Source organism: Sporosarcina sp. FSL K6-1508 (assembly GCF_038007465.1).
Classification (GTDB): domain Bacteria; phylum Bacillota; class Bacilli; order Bacillales_A; family Planococcaceae; genus Sporosarcina; species Sporosarcina psychrophila_B.
This window is the reverse complement of the sequence record NZ_JBBOXF010000001.1, coordinates 782,950-800,780: the sequence shown is the minus strand read 5'-3', so window position 1 is coordinate 800,780 and position 17,831 is coordinate 782,950. Positions and strand designations below refer to the sequence as shown.

14 protein-coding genes, 1 tRNA gene, 3 rRNA genes and 1 other RNA gene are annotated in these 17,831 nt (G+C 46.4%); 18 read left to right on the top strand and 1 reads right to left on the bottom strand.

Annotated elements, in window-relative coordinates; translation table 11 throughout:
* The first annotated feature begins 79 nt into the window (after positions 1-79).
* The 3 genes from MKZ11_RS03740 to thrB are packed head-to-tail and all read left to right on the top strand — an operon-like array spanning position 80 to position 3,326.
* The gene (locus tag MKZ11_RS03740; protein WP_340792689.1) at positions 80-1,375 is read left to right on the top strand and encodes a homoserine dehydrogenase; all 1,296 of its coding nucleotides are present in this window, start codon (positions 80-82) and stop codon (positions 1,373-1,375) included.
* On the top strand, positions 1,375-2,433 hold the full coding sequence (thrC, locus tag MKZ11_RS03735) for a threonine synthase (protein WP_340792688.1): 1,059 nt from the start codon (positions 1,375-1,377) through the stop codon (positions 2,431-2,433). Before MKZ11_RS03740 ends, thrC begins: the two co-directional genes overlap by 1 nt.
* The gene (thrB, locus tag MKZ11_RS03730) at positions 2,433-3,326 is read left to right on the top strand and encodes a homoserine kinase (protein ID WP_340792687.1); all 894 of its coding nucleotides are present in this window, start codon (positions 2,433-2,435) and stop codon (positions 3,324-3,326) included. Before thrC ends, thrB begins: the two co-directional genes overlap by 1 nt.
* Before the next feature lie 129 nt (positions 3,327-3,455).
* Here the strand turns inward: thrB and MKZ11_RS03725 are convergent.
* Positions 3,456-3,548 (bottom strand) — tRNA-Ser (locus MKZ11_RS03725).
* A gap of 117 nt (positions 3,549-3,665) precedes the next feature.
* Between MKZ11_RS03725 and ffs the strand changes: the two genes are divergently transcribed.
* The 15 genes from ffs to MKZ11_RS03650 all read left to right on the top strand — a co-directional run bounded on the left by ffs (position 3,666) and on the right by MKZ11_RS03650 (position 17,821).
* Positions 3,666-3,932, top strand: an RNA gene (gene ffs / locus MKZ11_RS03720) — signal recognition particle sRNA large type.
* Positions 3,933-4,060: 128 nt separating this feature from the next.
* Positions 4,061-5,821: a DNA polymerase III subunit gamma/tau gene (gene dnaX / locus MKZ11_RS03715; protein ID WP_340792686.1), complete on the top strand. Its 1,761-nt coding sequence runs from the start codon at positions 4,061-4,063 to the stop codon at positions 5,819-5,821.
* 23 nt (positions 5,822-5,844) lie between these two features.
* A complete protein-coding gene (locus MKZ11_RS03710; RefSeq protein ID WP_067213770.1) occupies positions 5,845-6,165 on the top strand; it encodes a YbaB/EbfC family nucleoid-associated protein in 321 nt (106 codons plus the stop codon).
* An 11-nt stretch (positions 6,166-6,176) separates the two neighbouring features.
* Positions 6,177-6,773, top strand: coding sequence for a recombination mediator RecR (gene recR, locus MKZ11_RS03705; RefSeq protein ID WP_340792685.1), 597 nt, complete (start codon positions 6,177-6,179; stop codon positions 6,771-6,773).
* 12 nt (positions 6,774-6,785) lie between these two features.
* The gene (locus MKZ11_RS03700) at positions 6,786-6,998 is read left to right on the top strand and encodes a YaaL family protein (RefSeq protein ID WP_340792684.1); all 213 of its coding nucleotides are present in this window, start codon (positions 6,786-6,788) and stop codon (positions 6,996-6,998) included.
* A gap of 55 nt (positions 6,999-7,053) precedes the next feature.
* The gene (locus tag MKZ11_RS03695; RefSeq protein WP_340792683.1) at positions 7,054-7,317 is read left to right on the top strand and encodes a pro-sigmaK processing inhibitor BofA family protein; all 264 of its coding nucleotides are present in this window, start codon (positions 7,054-7,056) and stop codon (positions 7,315-7,317) included.
* A gap of 295 nt (positions 7,318-7,612) precedes the next feature.
* Positions 7,613-9,164 (top strand): 16S ribosomal RNA (locus MKZ11_RS03690).
* Positions 9,165-9,489: 325 nt separating this feature from the next.
* Positions 9,490-12,422 (top strand): 23S ribosomal RNA (locus MKZ11_RS03685).
* Positions 12,423-12,504: 82 nt separating this feature from the next.
* Positions 12,505-12,620 (top strand): 5S ribosomal RNA (gene rrf / locus MKZ11_RS03680).
* The 16S, 23S and 5S rRNA genes sit together here, the layout of an rRNA operon.
* Before the next feature lie 403 nt (positions 12,621-13,023).
* Positions 13,024-14,460, top strand: coding sequence for an aminotransferase class I/II-fold pyridoxal phosphate-dependent enzyme (locus MKZ11_RS03675; protein ID WP_340792682.1), 1,437 nt, complete (start codon positions 13,024-13,026; stop codon positions 14,458-14,460).
* Position 14,461: 1 nt separating this feature from the next.
* Positions 14,462-15,097, top strand: a complete 636-nt coding sequence (gene tmk / locus MKZ11_RS03670) for a dTMP kinase (protein WP_340792681.1) — start codon at positions 14,462-14,464, stop codon at positions 15,095-15,097.
* Positions 15,098-15,144: 47 nt separating this feature from the next.
* On the top strand, positions 15,145-15,474 hold the full coding sequence (locus MKZ11_RS03665; protein ID WP_149582625.1) for a cyclic-di-AMP receptor: 330 nt from the start codon (positions 15,145-15,147) through the stop codon (positions 15,472-15,474).
* Between the two features lie 19 nt (positions 15,475-15,493).
* On the top strand, positions 15,494-15,934 hold the full coding sequence (locus MKZ11_RS03660; RefSeq protein ID WP_340792680.1) for a YaaR family protein: 441 nt from the start codon (positions 15,494-15,496) through the stop codon (positions 15,932-15,934).
* A 59-nt stretch (positions 15,935-15,993) separates the two neighbouring features.
* On the top strand, positions 15,994-17,001 hold the full coding sequence (gene holB / locus MKZ11_RS03655; RefSeq protein ID WP_340792679.1) for a DNA polymerase III subunit delta': 1,008 nt from the start codon (positions 15,994-15,996) through the stop codon (positions 16,999-17,001).
* Positions 16,994-17,821: a PSP1 domain-containing protein gene (locus tag MKZ11_RS03650; RefSeq protein ID WP_340792678.1), complete on the top strand. Its 828-nt coding sequence runs from the start codon at positions 16,994-16,996 to the stop codon at positions 17,819-17,821. Before holB ends, MKZ11_RS03650 begins: the two co-directional genes overlap by 8 nt.
* The last annotated feature ends 10 nt before the right edge of the window (positions 17,822-17,831 follow it).

The window sequence follows — 17,831 nt, the reverse complement described above, 5'->3', positions numbered from 1 at the left end:
ACCGAATATTTCACTATAATGTCCTTATGCAAAGAACAATTGTTTTTTCATAGTGTACATACAGTTAGGAGAATCGTCAATGAAAAATGAGATTAACATTGGATTATTAGGATTCGGGGTTGTCGGCAGCGGAGTGGCTAAAATTCTGCAGGATCATCAAGAAGACCTGCATCATAAGCTTGGCGTTCCAGTCAAAATTAAAAAAGTTCTTGTGAAAAATTTATATAAAGAACGGGAAACTACACTTTCTTCAGAAACGTTCACCACTAATTTGTATGAAGTGCTAGAAGACTCATCAATCGATTTAATTGTAGAAGTAATGGGAGGCACTTATGATGCGAAAGAAGCGATTGAGCGCTCTCTGCTTGCAGAAAAAGGCGTCGTAACAGCAAATAAGGATGTTATGGCAGAGTTTGGTCCCGGGTTATTGAAGTTGGCGGATGAAAACAAATGTGATTTGTTTTACGAAGCAAGTGTGGGCGGTGGGATTCCGTTAATTCGAACACTTGAAGATGGACTTGCCTCCGACCGAATCCGTGCATTGACGGGTATCGTAAATGGAACAACGAATTTCATTCTGACAAAGATGAAGCATGAAAAAATGTCATATGAGGCTGCGTTAGCCGAGGCAACAGCACTGGGTTATGCGGAGGCAGATCCATCAGCGGACGTTGACGGAATTGATGCAGCGCGCAAAATGGTTATCTTGGCATCCTTGTCTTTCTCCACAGAAGTCCGTCTGGATGACGTGTTTGTGAGAGGAATGAAAGAAATTCAAGACGGCGATCTGGAGCTGGCCGAGCAGTTCGGCTATACAGTGAAGTTGGCAGGCTCAGCTAAAAAGAATGAAGATGGAATCGAAGTAGCTGTAGAACCTGTGTTTTTCCCGAATTCACATCCGTTAGCATCTGTGAACAATGAGTTTAATGCGGTGTATATTTATGGAGATGCCGTCGGAGAGACGATGTTTTATGGACCAGGGGCGGGATCACTACCGACCGCAACATCTGTCACAGGTGATATTATCGCAGCGTGCCGCAATTTGCTTCTCGGGGTCAACGGCAAAAGAGTACACGCACCGCAATTTGAACGTAAGGTGAAAAGCGATAGCAACAAGTTTGCTCGCTATTTCCACCGTATACACGTGAAAGACGAAGTCGGCGTTCTGACGAAATTAACGTCCATTTACAGTAAACACGGTGCAAGTTTGGCGACGGTTGTTCAGCATTCTGATAAAAAAGAAGCAAATGCAGACTTGATTTTTATCACGCATCAAATTTCGCGGCAACAGCATTTAGATATTGTAAATGAATTGAACGAAACACCAAAGGTAATCGGAGTAATGAGCCATTACCGGGTAGAGGGGGAAGAATGATGAAAAGATGGAATGGATTAATTGAAGAATATAAAGAATGGTTACCGGTGACAGAAAATACACCTGTGTTGACGTTGCAGGAAGGGAATACCCCTCTTATCCACATGACAAATTTATCCAAGCAGTGGGGCATCGATCTTTACGTGAAAACGGAAGGAACGAATCCGACAGGTTCTTTTAAAGACCGGGGCATGGTAATGGCTGTTGCAAAAGCGAAAGAAGAAGGCAAAAAGGTTTTAATCTGCGCGTCGACGGGCAATACGTCTGCATCAGCAGCGGCCTACGGGGCTCGGGCTGGTATGCGGACAATTGTCGTTATTCCGGAAGGCAGAATTGCGCTTGGCAAATTGGCACAGGCAAAAATGTATGGCGCAGAAATCGTGGAAATCGAAGGGAACTTTGACGAAGCATTGGCGATGGTACGTGCAGCGGGTGAGGGAGACGTTGCACTAGTGAACTCGGTTAACCCGTATCGTCTCGAAGGCCAAAAGACAATTGCGTTTGAAACGATTGAGCAACTTGGAAAAGTACCAGATGTTTTTGCACTTCCGGTCGGGAATGCGGGTAATATTTCAGCGGCTTGGAAAGGATTCAAGGAATATGCTGATAAGAAGGGTGTTGCGCTTCCTGTTCTTCTTGGCGTACAAGCTGACGGAGCCGCTCCAATTGTTTATAACCGTGTATTTGAAAATCCTGAAACAGTTGCAACTGCAATCCGCATCGGTAATCCCGCAAGTTGGGGACTTGCCAATAATGCCTTGGCAGAGTCAACTGGAACAATTCTTGCCGTGACGGATGAAGAGATCTTGGAGGCATACAGTTTAATCGCTTCTTATGAAGGGATTTTTGCAGAACCCGGCTCGTGCGCATCAATTGCGGGCGTTAAAAAACAAGTGGAGAATGGCTTGCTGAAAAAAGGATCAACTGTAGTTGCAGTATTGACAGGAAACGGATTAAAAGACCCCGATACAGCGATTGAAGTAAATAAAGAGAAACCAATGATGTCGCAGGAACAATTTGATGCGTTTCTTAGCGGGTTGAAAGCGGGGACAAAGTAATGGCGGACTCCAGTTTCTCCGTTGTCGTTCCTGCAACGACGGCAAATCTTGGACCGGGATTCGACAGTATCGGACTGGCGCTTGATCTGTATATGACGGTGGATGTAACACCGTCAGAAACCTGGAAGGTTGCATATAAGAATCAAGGTTTTGAAGATTTACCGACCGGTGAAGATAATTTAATTGTGAAGACGATTTTAAACGTAGCCACACGAAATAATTGTACGGCGCCTACTGTGCAACTGGACGTCCAATCAGACATTCCGCTCGGAAAAGGGCTTGGAAGCAGTGCAGCGGCAATTGCGGCAGGAATTGAAATTGCAAACCATCTTCTTGAATTGAATCTTTCTGCAGAAGCAAAAGTGCTTCTTGGCAGCGAATTCGAAGGGCATGCCGATAATATTTCGGCATCACTTCTTGGCGGAGCAACAATTTCTTATTTTGATGGTGTGGAAATAGATATCGTCCATATACCATTGCCGGAAGTAGGGGCAGTGGTACTTGTCCCTCCCGAAGCATTACTTACAGAAGCATCAAGGGGGCTTCTTCCGATGCACCTTACGCATTCAGAAGCAACGCTCGGCAGTGCAGCAGCTAGTATACTGTCGGCCGCGATTGTTCGTAATGATTGGGAAAAGGCTGGTCGGATGATGAAAAAAGATGTATTTCATGAATCATATCGAAAACTGTTGTTTCCAGAGTTCGATCAAATCCGTGAATTTTGCGAGGAATACAATGCATACGGCATGACAATTAGCGGTGCGGGCCCGTCTTTATTTGTGGCCGTAAAACAAGGCGAAGAGCAAGAGTTAGCAAAGCAATTGTCGACTAGGTTTCCGTACTATAACTGCATTGCCGTTAAACCATCTAGTCTTGGTACTATAATTAATTAAATGCATAAAAAAGAAGCGGCCCATTTTAAATGGCGTCGCTTCTTGAAATTTTCTGATTTAGTTATTGAAAGAAAAATTCGTTATCTAGTAACGAATTCAATCTCTAAGCTTATGCGCTAAGTTGAAAAATGGAGGAGGTAGAGGGATTCGAACCCCCGCGGGATTTGACTCCCCTGTCGGTTTTCAAGACCGATCCCTTCAGCCGAACTTGGGTATACCTCCGTATCAACAATTCATAATTTATCACGTATGAAATAAAGTGTCAACAGTTTTCGTGTAAAAAGAACAAATTTGTTTATGAATTGATTTTTCCACTTGTAATATGTATACTTAGTAATGCCGTGCTAGGTGGGGAGATAGCGGTGTCCTGTAACTTGCAATCCGCTCTAGCAAGACTGAATCCCTTCCTGAGGCTGTCCGTATTGTAGGGTCTGCCTCATGCACGCGGTGTTGACGTTTGGGTCCTGCGCAATGGGAACCTATGAACCATGTCAGGTCCGGAAGGAAGCAGCATTAAGTAGAATTTCTCATGTGCCGCGGGGTCGCCTAGACCGAGCTGGCGACAAGAGTAACGCTTATGTGCGGCTGTCGAAGGAAGGTGCACGGCATTAAAATTACAATCCGACTCGTCCGTTTATGCGGACGAGTTTTTTGTTGCGCTAATAAAGGATTCGTATATACGTATGTGCTATAATGGAAACATTAGCGCATTGCGTCAAAAGGAGAGGAAACTGTTGGTGTATCAAGCTTTTTACCGCGTATATCGGCCCCAGTCGTTTGCTGAGATGTCCGGGCAGCAGCATGTGAAACAGACACTTCAGAACGCCCTCCTTCATAATAAGACTACACATGCTTATCTTTTCTCGGGTCCGCGAGGTACAGGGAAGACGAGTGCCGCAAAAGTTTTTGCTAAAGCGTTAAACTGTGAAAATGGACCGGCGAAAGAACCGTGCAATGAATGTCAAACATGTATCAGTATCACGGAAGGGTCGAATACAGATGTCATCGAGTTTGATGCGGCTTCGAACTCGCGTGTTGAGGAAATGCGGGATATTATTGAAAAAGTACGATTTGCTCCGTCGAACGCTCGTTTTAAAGTGTATATTATCGATGAAGTGCATATGCTATCAAACTCGGCATTCAACGCACTTTTGAAAACGCTTGAAGAACCGCCGTCGCACGCTGTCTTCATCTTGGCAACGACGGAACCGCATAAGTTGCCGTTGACGATTATTTCGAGGTGTCAGCGCTTCGACTTTAAACCGATAACACCAGCTGACATTACGGATCGGATGAAAACAGTCCTTTCAGATGCGGGCATCGAGTCTGACGAAGGCGCTTTGAAGATAATTGCACAGGCCGCTTCAGGTGGGATGCGCGATGCGCTCAGTATGCTTGACCAAGTCGTGTCGTTCAGTGGAGATAAGATAACAGCTAACGATGCACTTCTTGTCACCGGTTCGATCGGTGAAGATATCTTCTATCAGCTTGCGGAAGCGTTGCTTAGCAAAGACGCCGGCATGGTATTGACATTGTTTGATCAGCTTATTGCGGAGGGGAAAGATGTTTCCAGGCTGGCAGAGGATTTAATCACGTTTTTCAGGGATCTTCTTCTTCTGCGAACGGCACCCGATTTAAAAGACTTACTTGAACTTATACCAGGCGATGACCGCTTTATAGAACTGGCACAGCGATTTGATTTAGATACACTGTATTTATTCATTGACATACTTGCGAAAACACAACAAGAAATGCGGTTTTCCAATCATGCAAAAGTATATATTGAGTCGGCTTTTTTAAAGATGATTCATCTCGAAGGTCCTGTACAGGTCAGTAACGGCAATCAACCTGTTGATCCCGGGCTTATGCAGAAGGTGGCAGATCTTGAGCGTACGATAATGGAACTGCAGCAACAGATGTCGAGTGGTAGGATGAATACGCAAGCAGCTGCGGAACAATCCGGACAACCGCGGAAGAGTGCATCAAAATCTACGCAAGGATTCAAGGTTCCAACAGGTAAAATCCACGAGGTTTTGAAATCCGCAACAAAACAAGATATCAAGACGATACGGGAAGAATGGGCGGGCATGATGCAGACAATGCAAAGGTCGCATGCTGCACTCCTTGAAGAGACAGAACCGGTTGCAGCATCTGAGAATGCTTTTGTGTTAAAATTCAAGTATGAAATTCATTGCCTGATGGCATCTGAAAATCCATCGCTTCGGTCTGGTCTGTCAGATGCCTTGCGTTCAAGAACCGGGAAAGCATATGAAGTTGTATATGTTCCTGAAGAGGGTTGGTTGGGTGTAAGAGGAGACTTCATAAGGAAAAATGGGCTTGCGAAACAGCAAGAACCAGAAAACTCCGATGAAGGGGTTCCTGCCGATGACATGCTTTCTTTCGTAAAGGAAGCTGAACAGGAAAATGCGGATCCGATTGTAACTGAAGCGGAAAAGATTTTCGGTAAAGATTTCATAGAAGTCCATGACGATTAAAAAACTAGGAGGAGGAAATGAACATGAAGGGTATGGGAAATATGCAAGGCATGATGAAGCAAATGCAGAAAATGCAGAAACAAATGGCGGTGGCACAAGAAGAGCTTGGTGAAAAACGACTCGAGGGTGCAGCGGGCGGCGGTATGGTTAAAGTTATCGTATCTGGAGATAAACAGGTTGTCGAAGTAATTGTCGATCCATCCGTAGTTGATCCGGAAGATGTTGAAATGTTACAAGACCTGATTGTCATTGCTACTAATGATGCTATGGCTAAAGCGGAAGAACTAACGAACTCGACGATGGGTCAATTCACAAAAGGATTGAACCTGCCGGGGATGTTCTAGGAGGCACATACATGCATTACCCTGAACCAATATCAAAACTGATGGATAGTTTTATGAAATTGCCAGGTATCGGCCCGAAAACAGCGGGTCGACTGGCGTTTTTTGTCTTAAGTATGAAGGAAGACACTGTACTGGATTTTGCGAAAGCACTTGTCGATGCGAAACGTAATCTGCGATTTTGTTCGGTTTGCGGGCATATTACTGATATTGACCCTTGCCATATTTGTCAGGATACGCAGCGCGACGGCTCGATGATCTGCGTTGTTCAAGACCCGAAAGATGTTATAGCTATGGAAAAAATGAGGGACTTCAATGGTCTTTACCACGTTCTTCATGGCGCAATATCTCCAATGGAAGGGATAGGTCCGGAAGACATTAATGTTCCTTCACTGCTAGTTCGACTGCAAAATGAGGAAGTTGAGGAATTAATTTTGGCTACGAACCCCACTATTGAAGGAGAAGCGACCGCAATGTATATTTCAAGGCTCGTTAGGCCATCGGGAATCAAGACAACAAGAATTGCGCACGGTCTGCCTGTTGGCGGGGATCTCGAATACGCGGATGAAGTTACACTATCGAAGGCGCTGGAAGGCCGCCGGGAGTTATAGGGGGCAGTTTTGGTGTTTGGCCGGAAAAGTAAATTAAAAAAAGAGTTCGATGGACGTCTCCATTCATTAATGGTGGAAACGAAGGAAGAGTGGGAACGCGCAAAAGGAATTGAGAGATATCTCAATGATTATGACCAAGAAGTGATTGCCAGGCGGAAAATAGCCGAATGTAAACACTTCTATTTATACAAAGAAGCAAAGGCTCGACAGTTAGGCAATGATTGATATATTTTCACGGGACCGCATAGAATGAACCATTCTTTGAAAAGAGGTGTTTCCCGTGAAAGTTATTGGTATTGTTTCCGTTGTATTGGTTCTCCTTCTATTAGTAGTGTTGGATAAGAAACATATCCAAAAAGCATTGGAACTTCTATCGGTTTATTGGTTTCGGCTGGCCTTCGCATTTCTTATTCTTTTTGCAATGAATGTTGCAGGAGGGTTTATTGGTATTTATGTACCGGTGAACATTACTTCAGGAGTCTTGCTCGCGATTCTAGGGATACCAGGAATCGCTGCGCTATGCGCTTTTGCAGTATTTTTATAAAAAGTTATTATAAAGTGTTGACATTCGTTTGTGGATGTTGTAATCTTATGTATGTCGCCAGTGAGGCACACGAAACACACATAGGAATGCTACTTGATTCCAACACAATGAACCTTGAAAACTGAACAGCAAAACGTCAATGAAATACAGCGAGAGTGCCACGTGCACTTGAGCAAAACGTTTCTAAGTAAGCCGACTTATGTCGGATGAAAAGAAACACAACTGAATCTTCAGATTCAGGGGAGGAACTTGATTCCTCCCAAGTCAGCAAGAAATGAGCTATTCATTTTCTTCTATTATGGAGAGTTTGATCCTGGCTCAGGACGAACGCTGGCGGCATGCCTAATACATGCAAGTCGAGCGGAATGATGGGAGCTTGCTCCCTGATTTCAGCGGCGGACGGGTGAGTAACACGTGGGCAACCTGCCCTACAGATGGGGATAACTCCGGGAAACCGGGGCTAATACCGAATAATCAGTTTGTCCGCATGGACAAACTCTGAAAGACGGTTTCGGCTGTCACTGTAGGATGGGCCCGCGGCGCATTAGCTAGTTGGTGGGGTAATGGCCTACCAAGGCGACGATGCGTAGCCGACCTGAGAGGGTGATCGGCCACACTGGGACTGAGACACGGCCCAGACTCCTACGGGAGGCAGCAGTAGGGAATCTTCCACAATGGACGAAAGTCTGATGGAGCAATGCCGCGTGAGCGAAGAAGGTTTTCGGATCGTAAAGCTCTGTTGTAAGGGAAGAACAAGTACGGGAGTAACTGCCCGTGCCATGACGGTACCTTATTAGAAAGCCACGGCTAACTACGTGCCAGCAGCCGCGGTAATACGTAGGTGGCAAGCGTTGTCCGGAATTATTGGGCGTAAAGCGCGCGCAGGCGGTTCTTTAAGTCTGATGTGAAAGCCCACGGCTCAACCGTGGAGGGTCATTGGAAACTGGAGAACTTGAGTACAGAAGAGGAAAGCGGAATTCCACGTGTAGCGGTGAAATGCGTAGAGATGTGGAGGAACACCAGTGGCGAAGGCGGCTTTCTGGTCTGTAACTGACGCTGAGGCGCGAAAGCGTGGGGAGCAAACAGGATTAGATACCCTGGTAGTCCACGCCGTAAACGATGAGTGCTAAGTGTTAGGGGGTTTCCGCCCCTTAGTGCTGCAGCTAACGCATTAAGCACTCCGCCTGGGGAGTACGGCCGCAAGGCTGAAACTCAAAGGAATTGACGGGGACCCGCACAAGCGGTGGAGCATGTGGTTTAATTCGAAGCAACGCGAAGAACCTTACCAGGTCTTGACATCCCGCTGCCCGGTGTAGAGATACGCCTTTCCCTTCGGGGACAGCGGTGACAGGTGGTGCATGGTTGTCGTCAGCTCGTGTCGTGAGATGTTGGGTTAAGTCCCGCAACGAGCGCAACCCTTGATCTTAGTTGCCAGCATTCAGTTGGGCACTCTAAGGTGACTGCCGGTGATAAACCGGAGGAAGGTGGGGATGACGTCAAATCATCATGCCCCTTATGACCTGGGCTACACACGTGCTACAATGGATGATACAGAGGGTTGCCAACCCGCGAGGGGGAGCCAATCCCATAAAATCATTCCCAGTTCGGATTGGAGGCTGCAACTCGCCTCCATGAAGCCGGAATCGCTAGTAATCGTGGATCAGCATGCCACGGTGAATACGTTCCCGGGTCTTGTACACACCGCCCGTCACACCACGAGAGTTTGTAACACCCGAAGTCGGTGGGGTAACCCTTACGGGAGCCAGCCGCCGAAGGTGGGACAGATGATTGGGGTGAAGTCGTAACAAGGTAGCCGTATCGGAAGGTGCGGCTGGATCACCTCCTTTCTAAGGATTATTACGGAATGTAGACCACGGGTCTGCACATTGACGTTTTGCGTTCAGTTTTGAAGGTTCATTACGCTTTTCAAGCAGGTTTATCACTTGAAGAAGCTACTATATGAGCATTCAAAACTTGTTCTTTGAAAACTGAATGAAACGACATTGATAGCAACAAATCAAGTAATCAACGTAGAGAAATTTATTTCTCTAGATCAGCACATGCAAATGAGTTGATCATGCAATGCCTTTTAACGAATTCCGATTTACATCGCTGTAAAGGAGAATTCACCAAAGAGGAATTCAAGAAGCGTAAGCTTGTTGAAAACCGAAAGGTTAAGTTAGAAAGGGCGCATGGCGGATGCCTTGGCACTAGGAGCCTAAGAAGGACGGCACTAACACCGATATGCTCCGGGGAGCTGTAAGTAAGCTTTGATCCGGAGATTTCCGAATGGGGAAACCCACTGTCCATAATGGGACAGTACGTTTACGTGAATACATAGCGTAAACGAGGCACACCCGGAGAACTGAAACATCTAAGTATCCGGAGGAAGAGAAAGAAAAATCGATTCCCTGAGTAGCGGCGAGCGAAACGGGAAGAGCCCAAACCAGGAAGCTTGCTTCCTGGGGTTGTAGGACACTCTATACGGAGTTACAAAGGAATGGATTAGACGAAGCGACCTGGAAAGGTCCGCCGCAGCGGGTAAAAGCCCCGTAGTCGAAAGTCCATTCTCTCCAGAGTGTATCCTGAGTACGGCGGAACACGTGAAATTCCGTCGGAATCCGGGAGGACCATCTCCCAAGGCTAAATACTCCCTAGTGACCGATAGTGAACCAGTACCGTGAGGGAAAGGTGAAAAGCACCCCGGAAGGGGAGTGAAATAGATCCTGAAACCATGTGCCTACAAGTTGTCAGAGCCCGTTAATGGGTGATGGCGTGCCTTTTGTAGAATGAACCGGCGAGTTACGATTCCATGCAAGGTTAAGCAGTGAATGCGGAGCCGCAGCGAAAGCGAGTCTGAATAGGGCGTCAGAGTATGGGGTCGTAGACCCGAAACCAGGTGATCTACCCATGTCCAGGGTGAAGGTAAGGTAACACTTACTGGAGGCCCGAACCCACGTACGTTGAAAAGTGCGGGGATGAGGTGTGGGTAGCGGTGAAATTCCAATCGAACCTGGAGATAGCTGGTTCTCTCCGAAATAGCTTTAGGGCTAGCCTCAAACTTAAGAATCTCGGAGGTAGAGCACTGTTTGGACTAGGGGCCCATCCCGGGTTACCGAATTCAGACAAACTCCGAATGCCGATGATTTATGTTTGGGAGTCAGACTGCGGGTGATAAGATCCGTAGTCGAGAGGGAAACAGCCCAGACCACCAGTTAAGGTCCCCAAGTATTCGTTAAGTGGAAAAGGATGTGGCGTTGCCCAGACAACCAGGATGTTGGCTTAGAAGCAGCCATCATTTAAAGAGTGCGTAATAGCTCACTGGTCGAGTGGCGCTGCGCCGAAAATGTACCGGGGCTAAACGAATCACCGAAACTGTGGATTGACATCTTAGATGTCAGTGGTAGGAGAGCGTTCCAAGGGCGTCGAAGCTAGACCGTAAGGACTGGTGGAGCGCTTGGAAGTGAGAATGCCGGTATGAGTAGCGAAAGAAGGGTGAGAATCCCTTCCACCGAATGCCCAAGGTTTCCTGAGGAAGGCTCGTCCGCTCAGGGTTAGTCAGGACCTAAGTTGAGGCCGAAAGGCGTAGACGATGGACAACAGGTTGATATTCCTGTACCACCTCCCCGCCGTTTGAGTAATGGGGGGACGCAGTAGGATAGGGTGAGCGCGCTGTTGGTTATGCGCGTCTAAGCAGTGAGGTGTGGAATGAGGCAAATCCCGTTCCTATAACATTGAGCTGTGATGGCAAGGGGAGTATTCCCCGGAGTCCCTGATTTCACGCTGCCAAGAAAAGCCTCTAGCGAGGCGGGAGGTGCCTGTACCGCAAACCGACACAGGTAGGCGAGGAGAGAATCCTAAGGTGATCGAGAGAACTCTCGTTAAGGAACTCGGCAAAATGACCCCGTAACTTCGGGAGAAGGGGTGCTCTGGTAGGGTGTTAAAGCCCGAGAGAGCCGCAGTGAATAGGCCCAGGCGACTGTTTAGCAAAAACACAGGTCTCTGCAAAACCGCAAGGTGAAGTATAGGGGCTGACGCCTGCCCGGTGCTGGAAGGTTAAGAGGAGAGGTCAGCGCAAGCGAAGCTTCGAATTGAAGCCCCAGTAAACGGCGGCCGTAACTATAACGGTCCTAAGGTAGCGAAATTCCTTGTCGGGTAAGTTCCGACCCGCACGAAAGGCGTAACGATCTGGGCACTGTCTCAACGAGAGACTCGGTGAAATTATAATACCTGTGAAGATGCAGGTTACCCGCGACAGGACGGAAAGACCCCGTGGAGCTTTACTGTAACCTGATATTGAATTCCGGTGCAGCCTGTACAGGATAGGTAGGAGCCTTGGATTCCGGAGCGCTAGCTTCGGATGAGGCGTTGGTGGGATACTACCCTGGCTGTATTGGACTTCTAACCCATGCCCCTTATCGGGGCAGGAGACAGTGTCAGGCGGGCAGTTTGACTGGGGCGGTCGCCTCCTAAAGAGTAACGGAGGCGCCCAAAGGTTCCCTCAGAATGGTTGGACATCATTCGCAGAGTGCAAAGGCATAAGGGAGCTTGACTGCGAGACCTACAAGTCGAGCAGGGTCGAAAGACGGGCTTAGTGATCCGGTGGTTCCGCATGGAAGGGCCATCGCTCAACGGATAAAAGCTACCCCGGGGATAACAGGCTTATCTCCCCCAAGAGTCCACATCGACGGGGAGGTTTGGCACCTCGATGTCGGCTCATCGCATCCTGGGGCTGTAGTCGGTCCCAAGGGTTGGGCTGTTCGCCCATTAAAGCGGTACGCGAGCTGGGTTCAGAACGTCGTGAGACAGTTCGGTCCCTATCCGTCGCGGGCGCAGGAAATTTGAGAGGAGCTGTCCTTAGTACGAGAGGACCGGGATGGACATACCTCTGGTGTACCAGTTGTCTTGCCAAAGGCATCGCTGGGTAGCTATGTATGGACGGGATAAATGCTGAAAGCATCTAAGCATGAAGCCCCCCTCGAGATGAGATTTCCCATTACGCAAGTAAGTAAGATCCCTCAAAGAAGATGAGGTTGATAGGTCTGGGGTGGAAGCACGGCGACGTGTGGAGCTGACGGATACTAATCGATCGAGGACTTAACCAATTTTGAAAAGGGCTTGATTACCCTGATTCTGTGTAGCACAATGTCTGTTTTATTCAGTTTTGAGCGAACAAGCTCAATAGAGTCTGGTGACGATTGCGAAGAGGTCACACCCGTTCCCATCCCGAACACGGAAGTTAAGCTCTTCAGCGCCGATGGTAGTTGGGGGTTTCCCCCTGTGAGAGTAGGACGTCGCCGGGCACCATGATTTATATAAAACGAGAGGATTCTTTTGAATCCTCTCGTTTTATATTGTGTAAATATTATTTTGGTGAAAATTAGCGAAATGGATAAAAATAAAGTCATTACCGTGGAATGGGTAATGACTTTTTACTTATAGTTAGAGAAAAGCATTTAGAAGAACTGGGATAGAGTTGATATGAGCAGTTTCTCCAATTATATGAGCGGTTGCCTCAGTTAAATGGTCAATCAGAGATAGGATATGAGCGGTTGCCCAAGTTATATGATCGGTCCAGAATAGGATATGGGCGGTCGTCCAAGCTATATGATCGGTCGCACGCGTTCACAGACCTTTCCTTATTTGCGCTTAATGCGCACCGGATGTCGTCTATAATAGAAGGAAGAAAAGGAAGTGCAATTTATAATGACAGATCCTAAACGTCCGCTGATTGAAGCATTAACCAAGTTCAAAGAAGCAAATCCGATTTCATTGCATGTGCCAGGGCATAAGAATGGGATGCTCTCTGGATTGCCGACTGAGTTACGGGCAGCCCTCCAATATGACTTCACTGAACTAGAGGGTCTTGACGATCTTCATGAACCGACTGGCGTTATTGAAGAGGCGCAGCAGAAGTTATCTGACCTCTATGGTTCAGAACGGAGTTTTTTTCTTGTGAATGGCTCGACTGTGGGAAACTTAGCAATGGTTTATGCAGCTTGCCAAGCGGGTGAAACGGTAATTGTTCAGCGTAATGCACACAAATCAATCTTTCATGCAATTGAACTGACTGGTGCAAGGCCGGTGTTCGTATCTCCGACGTGGGATCAGAATACGATGACAGCTGGAGCTGTGACCGCTATACAAGTTGGCAAAGCTCTTGAGGCCTATCCTGATGCAAAAGCTGTTATTCTTACACATCCAACCTATTATGGGGTAACAGGGATTGAACTAGAAGAGATAATAAGGCTTTGCCATAGATATGGAGTGCCGGTTATGGTAGACGAGGCACACGGAGCGCATTTCGTCGTGGGAGAACCGTTTCCTCACTCAGCATTAGGAATGGGGGCAGACGTAGTTGTGCATTCTGCACACAAGACGTTGCCTGCTATGACGATGGCTTCATTTTTACATGTGCGCTCAGACTTTATAGCAGTAGAAAAAGTTGCACATTACTTAGGGATGCTACAGTCTAGCAGTCCTTCTTATTTGTTGATGGCTTCGCTTGATGACGCGCGTGCTTTTGCAGAATCTTATAATGAAGAAGATAAAAATACTTTTATGGAACAGCGGATGCATTTCATCAAACAGTTAGAACTGATTCCAGGGTTGCAAACGGTTGAAACGGATGATCCATTAAAGCTTATTTTGCGTATTCAGGGTTATTCAGGTTTTACCATACAAAAGAAGTTGGAAGCGGTAGGAATTTACGGTGAAATCGCAGATCCATATCAAGTATTATTCGTATTGCCGTTACTAAAAACAAAGGTACTATATCCCTTTGATGAGATTTATAAAAAAATAGCAATTGCGGTTGCCCGCTTGGATGAATCCGAGAGAACGATAAAAGGGGTTGCTGTGCTACCGCTCGACGAGGCGCTTTCCTGTCTCGCTTACCTGCCCGGGGAAATAGCACAGATGGAACTAGAGTGGGTTCCATACGCAGAGTCAGCGGGTCGTGTGGCGGCAGCTTCAATTATTCCTTATCCTCCTGGTATCCCGCTCTTGCTAGCTGGCGAGGTAGTAATGGATCGGCATATTCATATGCTTGGGGAATTACTTCACATGGGAGCAAAGTTCCAAGGAGCCATACGAATTAATGAAAGACAGCTTGTTGTAGTAAAGAATAGGACGGAGGAATAGTATGATACAGAAAGGTATATTCATCACATTTGAAGGACCTGAAGGGGCTGGTAAGACAACGGTCATCAAAGAGTTATATAAGCGTTTGGAAGATAAAGGATTGGATGTCATACTTACGAGGGAGCCGGGTGGAATCCGCATTGCGGAGAAGATACGGGAGATAATTCTTGATAATGATCATCAGGAAATGGATGCGAAAACGGAAGCGCTCCTCTATGCAGCCGCACGAAGACAGCATCTTGTTGAGAACGTGCTTCCTGCGCTGAAGGACGGAACTATCGTCTTATGCGATCGCTTCGTCGATAGCTCGCTTGCCTATCAGGGGTATGCGCGAGGATTGGGTATTGATGAGGTTCTTTCAATCAACGAGTTTGCAATCGGCGACAGAATGCCGGACTTAACGGTGTTCTTCGACATCAAACCGGAATTAGGACTTGCACGTATTGCAGCAAATGATAAACGTGAAGAAAACAGGCTGGATAAAGAAAGTATTCATTTTCACGAAAGTGTTTATGAGGGTTATCAAGAACTCATTAAGCGCTATTCAAATCGGATACAGGTAACAGATGCCTCGCTCTCCAAAGAGGAAGTAACGGAAAATGTTTGGAAAATCATATGCTCCCAACTCATTAAATAGTCAGATTCATGATATAATGGTTGGAAAGCGGAAAAGGGGAGATTATCGTGAAATTGATTGTGGCAGTTGTGCAGGATCAGGATAGTAACCGGTTGTCTACAGCGTTAACCAAAGGTGACTTCCGAGCGACGAAATTGGCCAGTACGGGAGGTTTTCTAAGGTCGGGAAATACGACTTTCCTTATTGGTACTGATGATGCACTCGTTCCGAAGGCACTGGAACTTATCCGGGAAAATTGCCGTTCACGTGATCAAATGGTAGCACCTGTTTCACCTATGGGTGGAAATGCAGATTCTTACATTCCTTATCCTGTTGAAGTTGAAGTGGGCGGTGCTACAGTATTCGTCCTTCCAATCGAACATTTTCATCATTTTTGATGAATAGAGGTGAACCGAAGTGAAAGTCAATAGTGACTACCGGGCCGGTCTCGATAAGATGAGAAATGACCCATTGCAGACACCTCAAGGCAACGCGAGGTTCGGCCAAATGGTTGTCAAACAGGAGCAACGTCTTCATGGCGAACAGGTCACCAAGCTTCTCGGGGATATTTCATCAGCCGGGGATAGAATTGCCCGTTCACGTAATTTGCGTGACATGGCTAAATTCAAAATGCTGGTTCGGCGTTTTCTGAAAGAAGCCGTAGAGTCTGGACTGGAACTTAAGCAGTCTCATACTTGGAATCGTTTCGGTGAGGGGCGTCGCTTGAAACTTGTCGAAACAATAGACGAGAGGCTTATTGAATTAGCGGAAGATTTATTAGATGAAGAAAAAACGTCTGTCGATCTATTGGCTAAAATTGGCGAGATCAAAGGACTACTCATTAATCTATACATGTAATTCCGTGTTTTCTGTCGTTTGAGAAACACGGTTTTTTTTGAACACGGGGGGGGACTATCATGCCAGATGAAATAAATAATCGGCTGGTACTAGAGCAGAAAGTGGTAATAGAACGATTAAGTTCATCATATAAAAACGGGCGGATTGGACACGCATATATATTCGACGGTGAACGTGGCACAGGGAAAGAAGCGATTGCACTCTTTTTTTCCAAACTCCTCCTTTGTATTAACCCCGAAAATGCTGTTCCATGTGAAACATGCAATTCCTGCCGGCGGGTCGCGTCCAGTAATCATCCTAACGTAACGATTATTCGGCCAGATGGACAAGGTATAAAAAAAGAACAGATGTCTGATCTTGTTTTTAGTATGACGAAAAAGGGATACGAAGCAGGCAGGAAAATATATATCATTTCCAGAGCAGACCGCATGAATGTGGCGGCAGCGAATACACTGCTCAAGTTTCTCGAGGAGCCTGAGGGCGATGTAACAGCAATACTTCTAACGGATTCTTATCAATCAATTTTACCGACCATTCAATCACGATGTCAGCGGCTATCTTTTCTTCCGCCATCTAGAGAATTGATGATTAATAAGCTTGTCGAAAAAGGGATTACTTCTTCAATGGCAGCGACAGTTACGATGGTGACAGCCAATCTGGATGAAGCATTTCGACTTGCTGGCGATGATCAATTTGCACACATGCGAAAAACAGTGTTAAAATTGGTTGAAGCATCGGAAAGACATGTCCATGAAGCATTACTATTCATCCAGTCGGAATGGTCCCCTTTATTTAAAGAGAAGGAAGAGACTGAAAGCGGGCTTGACTTACTGCTTTATGCTTACAGAGATGTAGTGGCGTTTAAAGCTGATTTACAGTCTACAGTGGCATTTCCTGATCAGCAAGAACTGTTTAGAGGTCTTTCGATGAAGATGACATATAGCCGGTTGTCTGCTAATATGGAGGCAATATTGCAGGCGAAGAAGCAATTACACGGCAATATGAATCGCACGCTTTTAATGGAACAATTGGTGCTCAGCATGCAGGAGGGGTTACTTGTTGTATAAAGTCGTAGGTGTCCGTTTTAAAAAAGCGGGTAAAATATATTATTTTGATCCTCTAGATTATGCACTTGATGAAGGTGATTATGTCATCGTTGAAACTGCACGAGGGATTGAATACGGTAAAGTTACAGGCGTGGCAAGAGAAGTTGGTGAGAATGATGTTGTCTTGCCACTCAAAAAGATTATCCGGCCAGCGCAAACGGAGGACCTTGAAAAAGTAGAGGAAAACCGTCTTGAAGCTGAAAGGGCTTTCAGTACGGGCGTAGAAAAAATTATAGAACATAAGTTAGAGATGAAGCTCGTCGATGTCGAGTACACATTTGATCGAAACAAAATTGTCTTCTATTTTACAGCGGAAGGCCGTGTCGACTTCCGGAATCTTGTTAAAGATCTGGCTGCGATATTCCGGACGCGTATTGAACTGCGACAAATTGGTGTGCGTGATGAAGCGAAGATGCTTGGCGGTATCGGACCTTGTGGTCGGATGCTCTGTTGTTCGACGTTCCTTGGTGATTTTGAACCGGTTTCGATAAAAATGGCTAAAGATCAGAACTTATCACTCAATCCTTCAAAAATCTCAGGCTTATGCGGACGTCTTATGTGCTGCCTGAAATATGAGAATGATGATTATGAAGAAGCAAAAGCGATTATGCCAGACATTGGAACGCGTGTCCAAACGCCGGAAGGGCCCGGGAAAGTTGTTGGTCTGAATCTTCTTGAACGTCTTTTACAAGTAAGTATGGCAGATCAGGACTTAGTGTTGGAATATACATTAGAAGAAATAATGGATCAAAAAAACAATATGGCTCAATTGATAAAATAATGAGGTGGGA

Bases quoted from the DNA above. Each gene is read 5' to 3' on its own strand.
- MKZ11_RS03675 (WP_340792682.1), top strand. From the start codon at position 13,024: ATGACAGATCCTAAACGTCCGCTGATTGAAGCATTAACCAAGTTCAAA.
- thrC (WP_340792688.1), top strand. From the start codon at position 1,375: ATGAAAAGATGGAATGGATTAATTGAAGAATATAAAGAATGGTTACCG.
- tmk (WP_340792681.1), top strand. From the start codon at position 14,462: ATGATACAGAAAGGTATATTCATCACATTTGAAGGACCTGAAGGGGCT.
- recR (WP_340792685.1), top strand. From the start codon at position 6,177: ATGCATTACCCTGAACCAATATCAAAACTGATGGATAGTTTTATGAAA.
- MKZ11_RS03710 (WP_067213770.1), top strand. From the start codon at position 5,845: ATGAAGGGTATGGGAAATATGCAAGGCATGATGAAGCAAATGCAGAAA.
- holB (WP_340792679.1), top strand. From the start codon at position 15,994: ATGCCAGATGAAATAAATAATCGGCTGGTACTAGAGCAGAAAGTGGTA.
- thrB (WP_340792687.1), top strand. From the start codon at position 2,433: ATGGCGGACTCCAGTTTCTCCGTTGTCGTTCCTGCAACGACGGCAAAT.
- MKZ11_RS03740 (WP_340792689.1), top strand. From the start codon at position 80: ATGAAAAATGAGATTAACATTGGATTATTAGGATTCGGGGTTGTCGGC.